The organism is Haloarcula nitratireducens (assembly GCF_019599505.1).
This window is the reverse complement of record NZ_RKLT01000004.1, coordinates 262140-275286: the sequence shown is the minus strand read 5'-3', so window position 1 is coordinate 275286 and position 13147 is coordinate 262140. Positions and strand designations below refer to the sequence as shown.

The following is a 13147-nucleotide window of genomic DNA, read 5'->3' as shown; positions in this document are numbered from 1 at the left end:
GCGGCAGTGCTCTCCGCCCGTCCCGCCAAACGTCCCGCTCGTTTCACTTTCACCGCGCTACCTGAATCCTTAACCGGCATCGGGACGAACGCCACCCCAATGGCGACCGCCGACGCCGACGCAGACGCCGGTGGGGAGTACGTCGAGCACCCGCTGGTCACCGACGAGCTGCTGGAGAACCGTCGGTATCAGGTCGAACTCGCCGACGTGGCCGAACACGGCGACACGCTCGTCTGTCTGCCGACCGGCCTCGGCAAGACGACCGTCTCCCTGCTGGTGACCGCCCGACGCCTCGCCACCGTCGGCGGGAAATCCCTCCTGCTGGCCCCGACGAAACCGCTCGTCCAGCAACACGCCGAGTTCTACCGCGAGGCGCTTTCGATCCCCGACGACGATATCGTCGTCTTCACCGGCGAGGTGCGACCCGACGACCGCGCCGACCTCTTCACCGACGCCCGGATCGTCATCGCCACGCCGCAGGTCGTCGAGAACGACCTCGTCGGCAACCGCATCGACCTCGGGCCGGTCACCCACTGCACCTTCGACGAGTGCCACCGCGCCACCGGCGACTACGCCTACAACTACATCGCCGACCGCTACCACGCCGACGCCGGCAACCCGCTCGTCACCGGCATGAGCGCCTCGCCCGGCGACGACGAAGAGGCCATCTTAGACGTCTGTGAGAACCTCGGCCTCTCGGAGGTCGCGGTGATGACCGAGGACGACGCCGACGTGGCCGAGTACACCCACGACACGAGCGTCGAGTGGAAGCGCATCGAACTGCCGGAGGTGGTGATCGAGATACGGGACGCCATCAACGAGGTGGTCGCCGACCGCCTGGCGGAGCTGAAGGAACTCGGCATTACCAATAAATCTTCGCCGGACGTCTCCGAGCGGGAGATTCAGGGGATGCAGGCCGAGCTCCGGAAGCTGATGGACAACGACCAGAGCGAGGGGTATCAGGGGATGAGCTTCCTCGCGGAGATCCGGAAGCTCCGGACGGCGGTCACCTACGTCGAGACCCAGAGCGTCGAGTCCCTGCGCCGCTACTTCGAGCGCCTGAAGGAGGCCGCCCGGTCTTCCGGCGCGTCGAAGGCCGACCAGCGGCTCGTCAGCGAACCCAAGATCCGCGAGGCGATACGGAAGGCGCGCGACTACGACGACCTCCACCCGAAGTTCCGCCGCACCCGGATGTTGCTCGCGGAGACGCTCGGCATCGAGAACGGCGAGCGGGTCATCGTCTTCACCGAATCCCGCGACACAGCCGAGACCCTCGTGGACTTCCTCTCGGAGCACTTCCGGACCCAGAAGTTCGTCGGCCAGAGCGATACGGAGGGCAGCGAGGGGATGACCCAGACGGAGCAACAGGAGACGCTCGACCGCTTCCGGAGCGGGGAGTTCGAGGTGCTCGTCTCCACCTCCGTCGCCGAGGAGGGACTGGACGTCCCCGAGGTCGACCTCGTCCTCTTCTACGAACCGGTTCCCACCGCCATCCGCGCCATCCAGCGGAAGGGCCGGACCGGCCGGCAGGCCGAGGGCCGCGTCGTCGTCTTGCTCGCCGAGGACACCCGCGACGAGGCGTACTTCTGGAAGGCCAGGAACGACCAGAAGCGGATGAAACACGAGCTGGACGACCTCAAGAGCGCCGCGGGCGAACTCGAAGCCCGGCTCGATCAGACCGGGTTGGACGAGTACGAGGACGCCGGCGGGACCGGAGCGACTGACGGAGCGACCGACGGTTCCAGTGGAAGCGGTGAGGCGAGCGAGAGCGCCGAGTCGGCGGGTGCTCCAGCCGAAACGGGGGGGCAGCGCGATAGCGGGGGGAGCGGCGACGATGAGAGCGGAAGCGACGACGCGGCGGCTCCCGACGACGGGGGTGACGGCCAGACCGGCCTCGACGCCTTCGCCGGCGAGGACGTGGCCGCGACCGAAACCGACGCGAGCGAGGCGGAACTCGACGGCACCGTCGCGGCCGCCGACGGCGACGACGGGATCGAGATCGTCGCCGACCAGCGCGAGCTGGACTCGACGATCGCCCGCGACCTCTCGACGCGCGAGGGCATAGAGACGCGACTGGAAACGCTCGCCGTCGGCGACTACGTCCTCTCGGACCGCGTCGTCGTCGAGCGCAAGACGGTAGCGGACTTCCTCGATACCCTGACCGGCGGCGATCGCTCGATGTTCGAACAGGTCGGCAACGCCACCCGCCACTACGCCCGCCCCGTCGTCGTCATCGAGGGCGGGGACCTCTACGGGTCTCGGAACGTCCACCGGAAGGCCATCAACGGCGCGCTGGCGTCGCTGGCCGTGGACTTCGGCGCGAGCGTGATGCACACCGCGGACGAGGGAGAGACGGCCGACTTACTCGAAGTCATCGCCGGCCGCGAGCAGGACGACGGCGACCGCGAGGTGAGCGTCCACGGCGAGAAGCAATCGAAGACCCTGCCCGAACAACAGGAGTACGTCGTCGCCTCGGTCGCCGAGGTCGGCCCGGTCACCGCCCGCAGCCTCCTCGACCACTTCGGCAGCGTCGAAGCGGTGATGACCGCGACCCGCGATGATTTACTCGAGGTCGACGGCATCGGCGACGTGACCGCAGAGCGCATCCGCGACGTGGTCGGTGCCGACTACGAACCGTGAGCGCCGCGTCCGCGTCGATTTCACCCGCTCTCCCCGGACAGCAACGTTCATCCGGTTGTACATCAGAGTGGTTCCCGGGGGAGAGAACAGTGACGGAACCGGACGCGGATAGCGATCGGTATTTCGACTTCGAACTGCACAGCGTCGGTGCAGGCAGCGAGACGCTCCACTCGGCGGCGCTCGCCGCCGAACACGAGTGCTCCTCGCCGTCTTGCTCCGCAACCACTACTGTCCGCGCTGTCGGGAACTCGTCCGCGAACTCGCGGACCCGGCCGCCGACGTGGTCGCCGGCGACCGACGGGAGCCCGCACCGGACGAGTTCGAGACGTTCGCGGCGTTCCAACGGACGATTCCGCGTCTCCCGGGCGTCGCGCTCTTCGAGTGCGTAAACGACCGACTGAAAATCGTCTCCAGACACGGGGGCCGAATCCAGAGGACGTTCCCACGGTCGATTCCGTACTGCATAGTCTCGACGCGCGGCGTGACGACGACGCCGTCGGGGAAGCCGAGGAGATCCGCGCCGATACTTAACGTCTCGTCGCGTCGAGCGCCTCGGCCGCCTCGCGGGCCGCCGCGAGGTGGTCCTTCGCTTCTCTCGGGTTCTCGGTGGTCGCGGCGCGTTCCGCGAACCGCCTGACGGTCTCCGCGAGCAGCGTCTCCGCCTCGGCGAGGTCCGTCGCTACGTCGCCGCTCGACCCTCCGGAACGGGCGGTCGTTCGAGTGGAAACAGAGGGGGTCGGTCGGTCGTCGACGGATGGCCGACGGTGGCCCTCGTTCCGGCGTGTACCTGTTTCTCCGCGTTCTGCCCCGGGACGACCGGTTTCGTCGGTCGTCGTCGGCTGTTGACCCTCTCCTTCGACTGGAGTCCGATCCGGGTCGGCCGACGGGATTCCCCGCGGTTCGCCGCCCGCGCGGGCCGACTGCCCAGCGGCTGGCTCCTCGGCCGACTGCGGCGGTTCTTCGGCGGCGTCTCGGTCGTTCGCCCGCCGTTCGTCGGACGAGCGGGCCGCTTGCTGGTCGTCGGCCGTCCGTCCATCGTTCGTTTCGCCAGCGGTGGCTACGTCGTCGGACTCGCTCTCTCCGTCGCCCGCACCGAACTGGACGCGTGCGTCTTCGCTCGGATCGGCGACCTCGATGTGGTCGCCCGACTCCTCGTCGTCGGGCCGCGTTTCGGCGCTTTCCGCGTCCGTTGGTGTCGTGTCGCCTTCGGCGTCTTCGGCATCTTCGCCGTCCGCCGTTTCGCCCTGCCGTTGCTCCCGCGAGATCGGCTTCTGACAGGTGGGACAGAACTCCTGCCCGTCGTAGCGGAAGACCGGGTCACCGCAGTCCGAGCAGTGGGCGTTGGTCATCGTCGCGCCCTTCAGTAGGAGTTCGCTCATCTGTTCGGTCGCCTCGCGTTTCTCCTCCTCGGCCTCGAACTTCTCGCGTAACTTCTCGCGCTCGGCCTCTTTGTCGAAGTCGCTCATACCCGATGCAACGCCGCGGGGCTGAAAACCCTTTACGGGTAGAGACTGCCGAACGGGGGCTCCTTTCGGCTGGAGGGGCGCTGCGACGGGCCTCTCGTGGCGGGCTCGTCCATCGTCGTTCGTCCGGATGAAGGGGGTTTCGACACGTTTAACGTTCGCGCGGCAGGCGTTTCGAATGGTATGACAAAGGTAAGCGTAGTCGGCGCGGCCGGTACGGTCGGCGCTGCGGCAGGGTACAACATCGCGCTCCGCGACATCGCCGACGAGGTCGTCTTCGTCGACATCCCCGATAAGGAAGAGGACACCATCGGGCAGGCCGCCGACACCAACCACGGCATCGCCTACGACTCGAACACGACGGTCCGACAGGGCGGCTACGAGGACACCGCCGGCTCGGACGTCGTCGTCATCACGGCCGGTATCCCGCGCCAGCCGGGCCAGACCCGCATCGACCTCGCGGACGACAACGCGCCGATCATGGAGGACATCCAGTCCTCGCTGGACGAACACAGCGACGATTACGTTTCGCTGACCACGTCCAACCCCGTCGACCTCTTGAACCGCCACCTCTACGAGGCCGGCGACCGCTCGCGCGAGCAGGTCATCGGCTTCGGCGGTCGCCTCGACTCGGCGCGCTTCCGCTACGTGCTCTCGGAGCGCTTCGACTCGCCGGTCCAGAACGTCGAGGCGACCATCCTCGGCGAACACGGCGACGCGCAGGTGCCCGTCTTCTCGAAAGTCCGCGTCGACGGGGCCGACCCCGACTTCACCGGCGACGAGCGCGAGGAAATCCTGGGCGACCTCCAGGAGTCCGCGATGGACGTCATCGAGCGCAAGGGCGCGACCGAGTGGGGCCCGGCCCGCGGCGTCGCCCACATGGTCGAGGCCATCGTCCGCGACACTGGCGCAGTCCTGCCCGCGTCGGTCAAGCTACAGGGCGAGTTCGGTCACGAGGACACCGCCTTCGGCGTCCCCGTCCGACTCGGCAGTAACGGCGTCGAGGAGATCGTCGAGTGGGACCTCGACGACTACGAAGAGGAGCTGATGGCCGAAGCGGCCGAGAAGCTCTCCGACCAGTACGACGAAATCGAGTAACGTCGAGTGACGGCGGGCATCGCTCGTCCTTCCGCTGTCCGCTCTCTTTCGCTTCTTCTTAGGACTCTCGAATCGTCTCCGGAACCTGGATCGAGTAGCGCCCGTCTTCTTGCAGGGCGACGATGTACTCCTCGCGGTCGTAGAGCTCCATCAGATTGAGTTCGTACTGGCCGGGTTCGAGCACCTTGATCGACTCGAACTGGTCGTTGAGTTCCTCGCGCAGTTCCTGGAGGTCGGGCCGATCGGCCTCGTCGGGTTCCGCGGACTCGTCCTCGTCCGTCTCCACCGGTTGGAACCGGTGTTCCGTCTCGGAATCGCCCTGCGCCGCGGAGATCTCGTCGGGCGAGACCACGTCGCCGCGAGCGCTCGCCTGCGCGGCGTCTTCCGCGTCGGCCGCCTGTCCCCCGGCGGAGCCGCCGGTGTCCTCGGTCGCGCCGGCAGACGCCTCCGCGCTGGCGTCCGACTCGGTTTCTGCACCGATAGTCGGCTGCTCGTCTTCGCCCGACGGGCCGCCGACGAAATCTCGAACCGTCGCGGCGGTCTTCCCGACCGTGCGCGCGACCGTGCTGTCGCCGCCCGGTGGCTCCGGCGGTTCCGGCGGTTCCGCGTCGCTGTCGGGCGGCGTCCCGTCGACGCCGTCGGGGCGGAACTGGAACTTGTTGCCGCCGCAGTTCGGACAGCCCGAGAGCATCTCCTTCGAGCCGTCGTCGAACACGCGGCCACAGTTCGTACACTGGTGGGGCATTATTTCCGGGAGACGAGCGCGCTGATGAGGGTTTCGTCCTTGTGGAGCGTCTGGATCTGGTTGGCCGGCCCGATGACGGTCAGTTTCTTCGTCGACTCTTTGCCCATGATGCGGTCCAAGATGCTCGCGTCGGCGGTCTCGGATTTGGGGTAGGTCTCGATCTCGATACCGTTGAACTCGTCCGGGCTGATCTCGGTCATCGTCACCTCGATGAGTCGGGACTCCTCGTCCGGCGAGAGCCCCTCTTCGAGGATGACGATGTTGCCGTCGCGCACCCCGTCGAGAATCATCCGTATCTTCTCCATCGAGGCCATCCCGTCCATCCGTTCGCCGCTGATGAGGTCTATCTGGACGCCGTCGTCCTGTCCTTTGATTTCTGCCATACTAGTTCACCCGAAGTACTCCGCGATCTTGTCGTAGACCTCGTCCATGTTGTCCCCTTCCAGCGCCGAGAGCGGAATCGTCTCGTGCTGGGGGTAGGCGTTTCGAATCCGCTGGACCGACGAGTCCTCTAGGTCGATCTTGTTCGCGAGAATCAACACCGGGAGGTCCTGACTCTCGATGATACCGATGAGCATCGTGTTGACCTGCGTGAACGGGTCTGTCGAGGAGTCGAGCACGTAGATGACGCCGTCGACGTCCTCGCGAAGCCAGTGCATCGCCTCCGCGACCCCTTCCGTGGCTTCCCGAGAGCGACGAACGGCGTCGTCTTTCTCCATGTCGTGCTCGAGGAACTCGGTGTAGTCGACTTTCGTCGTGACACCGGGCGTGTCGACGATGTCGATGGTCACCTTCTTTCCGTCCCGCTCGATCTCGACGTTCTCCTTTCGCCGTGCGCGGCGCGTCTCGTGAGGGACGTGACTCTCCGGGCCGACGGCGTCGCCGGTCCAGTCACGCGCGATTCGATTCGCAAGCGTCGTCTTGCCCGCGTTCGGCGGGCCGTAGATACCGATCCGCTTCGGATCTTCTTCAGAGAACAGCGTCGATGCTGCCCGCGAAATGCTATCTTTGAGGTTTGTTAACAATCCCATCCTATCCTCCGGCCGCCCGGACGTGCCGAGATGGCGGCTTCTGCCCGTAGAAGATAGACGAATTCACTTAAGGCTACGTCAGACACATGAGTGAGTTCTGATATGATTGCGCGTAAATTCTCTGTGATGTCACCGGTCACCACTTTTCGGAGGGATCGGCTGGAGACCGTCGAGGTATCCGGAAGGGACGAAGATAGTTCCTTCTACCGATATCGACGCCTCTCGCGGCACAGCGGTCGTCCGATCGGTGTCGGAGGAGACAGGTAAGAGAGCGAGAGCGTAGCGGTCGAGAGCTTGTCAATATCGAGATGTGACGTGAGATAGCAGGCGCTGGGAGAACGAGAACGGGCTGATATTCCAGAGTCGGTCCGAAGCGGGTGGACGGGAACAACAGCAGGGGAGGGAACCCCCCCCACCCCTTCGTTTCAGGTGGAACCGCCGACAGGCCCGGTACCGAGACCGTGCGACAGCCCATTCGGCGGTGTTCGAGGAGGGATTGTCGCGACCTAGACTAGCGATGAGTGGCCTAACAGACACTAAAACGCTAGTCTAGCCGGACACCTCAACTACTAGCTATTTCTTCCTATCTAGTGCGGATTTGGTTTTTTAGACAACGTATTAAATCTTTCCTAGACTAGTTACTGGCTCCTGCTGGCTCACACCCCCACCCACCTTCTTGAGCCGCTCCACCCGAAACGAAGGGGTGGGGGGGTCAACCCGAAATCCGGGTCGGCTGTCTCTCTGTCACACGTCCCCGAAGCAGTAGCCGCTCCCTCCGACGGCGTTCGGGGTGATCACGATCGAGCAGCTACCAGGGATCGACCACCCCGTGGTTCGGTTGGAGTCGACTCACTACCCGCTCCTAAGGGAGCCAGCCGGTGGTACCACCGTCGTAACAGTTCGTTATCGGTCGTCTCCCGAAACCGAGATGTAGAGCGTTCCTTCCCGCCGACAGCAGCGTTTCAGGTCCGACCGAGAGCGGTATACGACCGAAATATTTAATACGCAATCAGCCACGGGTTCATGTGGTTCAACTGGACGCACCCGAGAGCGTCGAAACCCGCCAGCGATGGCAAAAACGCGCCTGTCGCGTCCGCTCTCCCTGTGCGTGCCCGTCTTTCCACTCGAAACGAAGGGGTAGCTCTCCGAGCATGACTGACTCAAGTGACGACCCGGACACGGAGCCTGAGACGCCGGAAGACGATTCGTACGACCTATCGACGGACGAACAGTCTGACGAGACGCGGTCGCGGACGCCGGACCTGGACGACGTCGTCCTCGACAACCTCGACACCGGCGACAGTGACGACTCCGACGAGGCCTCCCGCGGGCTGTTCGACGACTTACTGGAGGGCGAACCGATCTTCGAGAACAAAGAGGTGCTTCGCCCCTCCTACACGCCGCACAAACTACCCCATCGCGAGGAGCAGATCAACAACATGGCGACCATCCTCGTCACGGCGCTCCGCGGGGATACGCCCTCGAACATCCTCATCTACGGGAAGACGGGGACGGGCAAGACTGCCAGCGCCAAGTTCGTCAGCGAGGAACTGGAGACGACGTCACAGAAGTACGAAGTCCCCTGCGAGGTCGAGTACATCAACTGCGAGGTGACGGATACGCAGTACCGCGTCCTCGCGCAACTCGCTAACAAGTTCATCAACAAGAACGTCGAGGTGATCGACGACCAGATCGGGGAACTGGAAGACCTCGCTTCGCGCGCACGCGAAGACGACGCGGTACTCGGCGACGCCGCCTTCGGGAGCGTCGACGCGATCGAAGACGAGATCGACTCGTTGACCGCGGACAAGGCGGAGTTCGAGGAAGTGCCGATGACGGGATGGCCCACCGACCGGGTGTACTCCTCGTTTTTCGAGGCCGTCGATTACCACGAACGAGTGGTCGTCATCATGCTCGACGAGATCGACAAACTCGTCGAGAAGTCGGGCGACGACACGCTCTATAACCTCTCTCGGATGAACTCCGAGCTGGACAACTCCCGGGTCTCCATCATGGGGATCTCGAACGACCTGAAGTTCACCGACTTCCTGGACCCCCGCGTCAAGTCGAGTCTCGGCGAGGAGGAGATCGTCTTCCCGCCCTACGACGCGAACCAGCTGCGGGATATCTTGCAGGCGCGGGCCGACGTCGCGTTCAAGGGCGACGCCCTCTCCGAGGACGTCATCCCGCTGTGTGCGGCCTTCGCCGCGCAGGAACACGGCGACGCCCGGCGCGCGCTCGACCTCCTGCGTACCGCGGGCGAGCTCGCCGAGCGCGACCAGACCGACCACGTCGAGGAAGGCCACGTCCGGCAGGCCCAGGAGAAGATCGAACTCGACCGGGTCGTCGAGGTGGTCCGGACGCTCCCGACCCAGTCGAAGATCGTCCTCTTCGCCATCATCCTCTTGGAGAAGAACGGCGTTCGAAACATCAACACCGGTGAGGTGTTCAACATCTACAAGAACCTCTGTGAGGAGATCGACGCCGACGTCCTGACACAGCGCCGGGTCACCGATCTCATCTCGGAGTTGGACATGCTCGGCATCGTCAACGCCGTCGTCGTCTCGAAGGGCCGGTACGGCCGGACGAAGGAGATCTCGCTGTCGGTGCCGACCGAAGAGACCGAAGCGGTCCTGCTCTCGGACTCCCGGCTCGGCGACATCGACGACGTGCAACCGTTCGTACAGGCGCGATTCGACAACTGAAACGCTACGCGGCGGCAGTTCCGTTCTGCGGGCGTACCGGGTCGCTCGCCGAGGTGACCGGTTTCTCTCCGAGCGCTGCGGCCCGATTCCATCCGAGCCTGATCTCTCCTAACAGCGGGACGCGCCACTCGGCGGTCCCGACGACCCACGACGCCTCGACGGGTTCGCTGATGGGACTCATCCCGACCTGGTCGTAGCGGGCGTTGTTGTCGCCCTTGGTGATGAATCCGGCGTGGGGAGCGGGACAGTGAGTGAGCTCGGCGCAGTCGTCGGCCGCTCCGATGGCCGCGGGGTCGGCGCGGTCGTACCAGTTCTCGCCGCCCTCGACGTAGAACATCGCCCGGTGGATGATGGGCGTCGTTCTGGTATCACCATTGGGAGCGTAGACGATGACGTCGCCGGGCCGCTCGAAGCGGACGTAGCTCTCCCCTCGCTGGTAGGTCACGACGCCGTGCGTGGCGTTCGGTCCGGCGAACCGCTCCTCTTCCATGACGAAGACGAGGTCGCCCTTCTGGATGTGTGGATCCATGCTGGGACTCTCGATGGCGACCAGCGGCGGCCAGACGCCGCTGACCGAAAACAACAGGAGGCCGACCAGCAGGACGGCACCGGCGCTGCCGACGACGTCCTTCACGTAGACCAGTGCGCCGGGACCGCCGTCGTCACCGATCGCCGACAAACCCTCGTCGCTGGACATTCCTATGGGGGTACTGCCAGACGGGCAATCAACGTTCCGCTGTCGGAGCTACGTCGCGCGGTTCTGCGGCGGCGACTGCGCCGGCGGTGTCGGCTGCGTCTGGAGGCGGATCCAGCCTAATCCCGGGATCCGGAGTTCCGCCGTGCCGACGACCCACTCGGCGCGGACGACGCCGCTGGTGGTCGTCGCCTGATCGTACGCGTCGTTGTTGTCGCCTTTCGTGATGAAGCCGGCGTGGGGGGCGGGACAGTTCCGCAGTTCGGCGCAGTCGTCGGCCCCGCCGACGGCGTCGGGGTCGGCGCGGTCGTACCAGTTCTCGCCGTCCTCGACGTAGAACATCGCCCGATGGATGACGGCCGTCCGACGCTCGCTCCCGTCGGGTGCGAAGATGATGACGTCGCCGGGCCGTTCGAAGCGGACGTACCCCTCGGCGCTGCGAGCGGTGACGACGCCGTGCGTGGCGTTCGGTCCGGCGAACCGCTCTTCGTCCATCAGAAACACCATATCCCCGGTATCGATGTGCGGTTCCATGCTCCCGCTCTCGATGGCGACCAGCGGCGGCCAGATGCCGCTGACCGCGAACAGGAGCGCGCCGACGAGCAACACCGCGCCGACGCTCGACCCGATGTCCCGGACGTACACTCCGACCGGGACGCTGTCGTCGCTCGCATCGGCAGTTTCAGTCTCGCCCGCCCCGGACTCACCGGGAGGGCGCGACGTCTCGTCCACTGAATCGTCGGGGACCATCCGTACCCCGGATTGTCAGCACCCGTGCATCAATGTTGTGACGCCCGCCGAGTGGGCCAGCCGTCTCGCGGTCATTCGTTCTTTCGCGGTCGCCCGTCGTCTCGTGTTCGCCCGCCGTTTCGGGTCCGCTATATTTTTGCCCGCAGACGCGGAGTACCAGGACGTGCCGCTCTCGACGCCGGCCCGCATCGTCAGCGAACTCGCCAGTCGCGGCTACAACGCCGAACGCGAGGCCGTCACCCGACTGGCCGACGCGCCGGACTCCGAAGCCGCCCTCGAACGCGCACTGGAAACGGTGCCCGACGACGCCCTGAAGCTCACCGTCGCGCACGTCGATTCGGTCCTCGACCGCGAGGAATCGCGCGCCGACGCCACTACGCGGCCCGGCGACTCGCCGCAGCCGAGCGCGACGCCGACCGACGGGGGAGACCCCCCCGTTTCTACTGGAACCGACGCTCCACGATCGCCGGACAGTCGCGACCCGACTCCACCCGAAACGGGGGGGTCACGGGACGTCGACCTCTCGAAGCGAGCGATCGAAGTCGCCAACGACATGACCGGCAACTCGACGGGCACCGGCGAGTATCAGGACTTCGTCACGGTGTTTCGCGACCGCTACGAGAAACTCGCCGGCAACCTTCGGGGACGGGTGAACCACCGGCCGACGGACGCCATCCAGAACATGGCGGGCGGGAGCGAAGCCGCGCTCATCGGGATGGTCTCGGACATCCGCTCGACCGCCAGCGGGCACTGGTTGGTCGAACTCGAAGACACCAACGGGACCTTCCCCTGTCTCGTGATGAAAGATCGCCCCATCGCAGATCTGGTCCAGCAGCTCCTCTTGGACGAGGTCATCGCCGTCGACGGGACGCTCGCCGACGACGCGGGCATCCTCTTCGTCGATTCGCTGCACTTCCCCGACGTTCCCCGGACTCACAAACCCTCGACGGCCGACCGACACGTGCAGGCGGCGCTCATCTCCGACGTCCACGTCGGCAGTCAGGAGTTCATGGCCGACGCGTGGCACCGCTTCACCGACTGGTTGCACACGCCCGAGGCCGAACACGTCGAGTACCTCCTCATCGCCGGCGACATGGTCGAAGGCGTCGGCGTCTATCCCGAACAGGACGAGGAACTCGACATCGTCGACATCTACGAGCAGTACGAGGCGTTCTCGGAGTATCTCAAGGAAGTGCCCGGCGACATGGAGATCCGGATGATTCCGGGCAACCACGACGCGGTGCGACTGGCCGAACCCCAACCCGGCTTCGACGAGGAGCTGCGGGAGATCATGACGGCCCACGACGCGCAGGTCCACTCGAACCCGGCGCTGGTGACGGTGGAGGGGGTCACTATCCTCATGTACCACGGCGTCTCGCTGGACGAGGTCATCGCCGAACTCCCCGACGAGGAGGCCAACTACGACGAGCCGCACAAGGCGATGTACCAGCTCCTGAAGAAACGCCACGTCGCCCCGCAGTACGGCGGTCACACCCGCCTCGCGCCGGAGGACCGCGACTACCTCGTCATGGAGGAGGTCCCCGACGTGTTCCACACGGGCCACGTCCACAAGCTCGGCTGGGGGAAGTACCACAACGTCCTCGCGCTGAACTCGGGGTGCTGGCAGGCCCAGACGGAGTTCCAGAAGTCCGTCAACATCGACCCCGACGCCGGTTTCGCCCCCATCCTGGATCTTGATACGCTCGATATGACGGTCCGGAAGTTCACCTGACCACCTTTTTCACCCGGAGGTTCGCGCTCGCCAGCGGCGAGCGCTCAACCCCGGGCCAAAAACGTGGGCGAAAAAGGCCGAACTCGCGGCGACGCCGCGAGTTCGGGAAAACCGCTCGCCGTCGGCGAGCGGTATGCTCTGTCGTCAGCCTGCCCTTCCCCGGGTCGCTCGGGCGCGACAGCCGTCGCACCCCTCGCTCTCGGCCCGTTGCCGAACTGGCTTACCAGATACTCTCCACTTTGCCCCCTATTTCCACTCCAGCGACGTCGAGGAGTGACCGCCTCGCGCG

The 13147-nt window shown here is 65.5% G+C and carries 10 protein-coding genes; 4 read left to right on the top strand and 6 right to left on the bottom strand.

The features are described from left to right. Window positions 1-99: 99 nt before the first annotated feature. Window positions 100-2640 (top strand): DEAD/DEAH box helicase, encoded by a 2541-nt coding sequence (locus EGH23_RS13760; RefSeq protein ID WP_220580551.1) that lies wholly within the window; start codon window positions 100-102, stop codon window positions 2638-2640. Between the two features lie 527 nt (window positions 2641-3167). On the opposite strand, the gene EGH23_RS13755 is transcribed toward EGH23_RS13760, so the two are convergent. Further along, the gene (locus EGH23_RS13755; protein ID WP_220580550.1) at window positions 3168-4106 is read right to left on the bottom strand and encodes an Sjogren's syndrome/scleroderma autoantigen 1 family protein; all 939 of its coding nucleotides are present in this window, start codon (window positions 4104-4106) and stop codon (window positions 3168-3170) included. A gap of 180 nt (window positions 4107-4286) precedes the next feature. Here EGH23_RS13755 and mdh point away from each other — a divergent pair, with 180 nt between their 5' ends. Further along, the gene (mdh, locus tag EGH23_RS13750; RefSeq protein ID WP_220580549.1) at window positions 4287-5201 is read left to right on the top strand and encodes a malate dehydrogenase; all 915 of its coding nucleotides are present in this window, start codon (window positions 4287-4289) and stop codon (window positions 5199-5201) included. Between the two features lie 58 nt (window positions 5202-5259). On the opposite strand, the gene EGH23_RS13745 is transcribed toward mdh, so the two are convergent. Genes EGH23_RS13745 through EGH23_RS13735 form a run of 3 tightly spaced genes read right to left on the bottom strand, consistent with a single transcriptional unit; the run spans window position 5260 to window position 6977 of the window. After that, window positions 5260-5946 carry a Zn-ribbon domain-containing protein gene (locus tag EGH23_RS13745; RefSeq protein WP_220580548.1) on the bottom strand — a complete coding sequence of 229 codons (687 nt, stop codon included), beginning with the start codon at window positions 5944-5946 and terminating at the stop codon, window positions 5260-5262. Continuing rightward, a complete protein-coding gene (locus EGH23_RS13740; RefSeq protein WP_135303492.1) occupies window positions 5946-6329 on the bottom strand; it encodes a DUF2073 domain-containing protein in 384 nt (127 codons plus the stop codon). The genes EGH23_RS13745 and EGH23_RS13740 overlap by 1 nt, the downstream gene beginning before the upstream one ends. 6 nt (window positions 6330-6335) lie before the next feature. Beyond that, a complete protein-coding gene (locus EGH23_RS13735) occupies window positions 6336-6977 on the bottom strand; it encodes an Era-like GTP-binding protein (RefSeq protein WP_135303491.1) in 642 nt (213 codons plus the stop codon). A 1151-nt stretch (window positions 6978-8128) separates the two neighbouring features. On the opposite strand from EGH23_RS13735, the gene EGH23_RS13730 reads away from it, so the two are divergent. Next, window positions 8129-9682, top strand: a complete 1554-nt coding sequence (locus tag EGH23_RS13730) for a Cdc6/Cdc18 family protein (protein ID WP_220580547.1) — start codon at window positions 8129-8131, stop codon at window positions 9680-9682. A gap of 4 nt (window positions 9683-9686) precedes the next feature. On the opposite strand, the gene EGH23_RS13725 is transcribed toward EGH23_RS13730, so the two are convergent. Together EGH23_RS13725 and EGH23_RS13720 are read right to left on the bottom strand one after the other, a co-directional pair. Continuing rightward, window positions 9687-10379: a S26 family signal peptidase gene (locus EGH23_RS13725; RefSeq protein ID WP_236044821.1), complete on the bottom strand. Its 693-nt coding sequence runs from the start codon at window positions 10377-10379 to the stop codon at window positions 9687-9689. Between the two features lie 48 nt (window positions 10380-10427). Continuing rightward, on the bottom strand, window positions 10428-11126 hold the full coding sequence (locus tag EGH23_RS13720; protein ID WP_236044820.1) for a S26 family signal peptidase: 699 nt from the start codon (window positions 11124-11126) through the stop codon (window positions 10428-10430). A 163-nt stretch (window positions 11127-11289) separates the two neighbouring features. Here EGH23_RS13720 and EGH23_RS13715 point away from each other — a divergent pair, with 163 nt between their 5' ends. After that, window positions 11290-12858: a DNA-directed DNA polymerase II small subunit gene (locus EGH23_RS13715; protein ID WP_220580729.1), complete on the top strand. Its 1569-nt coding sequence runs from the start codon at window positions 11290-11292 to the stop codon at window positions 12856-12858. Window positions 12859-13147 lie beyond the last annotated feature (289 nt).

Coding starts and splice junctions, on each gene's coding strand:
- EGH23_RS13735 (WP_135303491.1), bottom strand. CDS start 6,977: ATGGGATTGTTAACAAACCTCAAAGATAGCATTTCGCGGGCAGCATCG.
- EGH23_RS13740 (WP_135303492.1), bottom strand. CDS start 6,329: ATGGCAGAAATCAAAGGACAGGACGACGGCGTCCAGATAGACCTCATC.
- EGH23_RS13720 (WP_236044820.1), bottom strand. CDS start 11,126: ATGGTCCCCGACGATTCAGTGGACGAGACGTCGCGCCCTCCCGGTGAG.
- EGH23_RS13730 (WP_220580547.1), top strand. CDS start 8,129: ATGACTGACTCAAGTGACGACCCGGACACGGAGCCTGAGACGCCGGAA.
- EGH23_RS13755 (WP_220580550.1), bottom strand. CDS start 4,106: ATGAGCGACTTCGACAAAGAGGCCGAGCGCGAGAAGTTACGCGAGAAG.
- EGH23_RS13745 (WP_220580548.1), bottom strand. CDS start 5,946: ATGCCCCACCAGTGTACGAACTGTGGCCGCGTGTTCGACGACGGCTCG.
- EGH23_RS13725 (WP_236044821.1), bottom strand. CDS start 10,379: ATGTCCAGCGACGAGGGTTTGTCGGCGATCGGTGACGACGGCGGTCCC.
- EGH23_RS13760 (WP_220580551.1), top strand. CDS start 100: ATGGCGACCGCCGACGCCGACGCAGACGCCGGTGGGGAGTACGTCGAG.
- mdh (WP_220580549.1), top strand. CDS start 4,287: ATGACAAAGGTAAGCGTAGTCGGCGCGGCCGGTACGGTCGGCGCTGCG.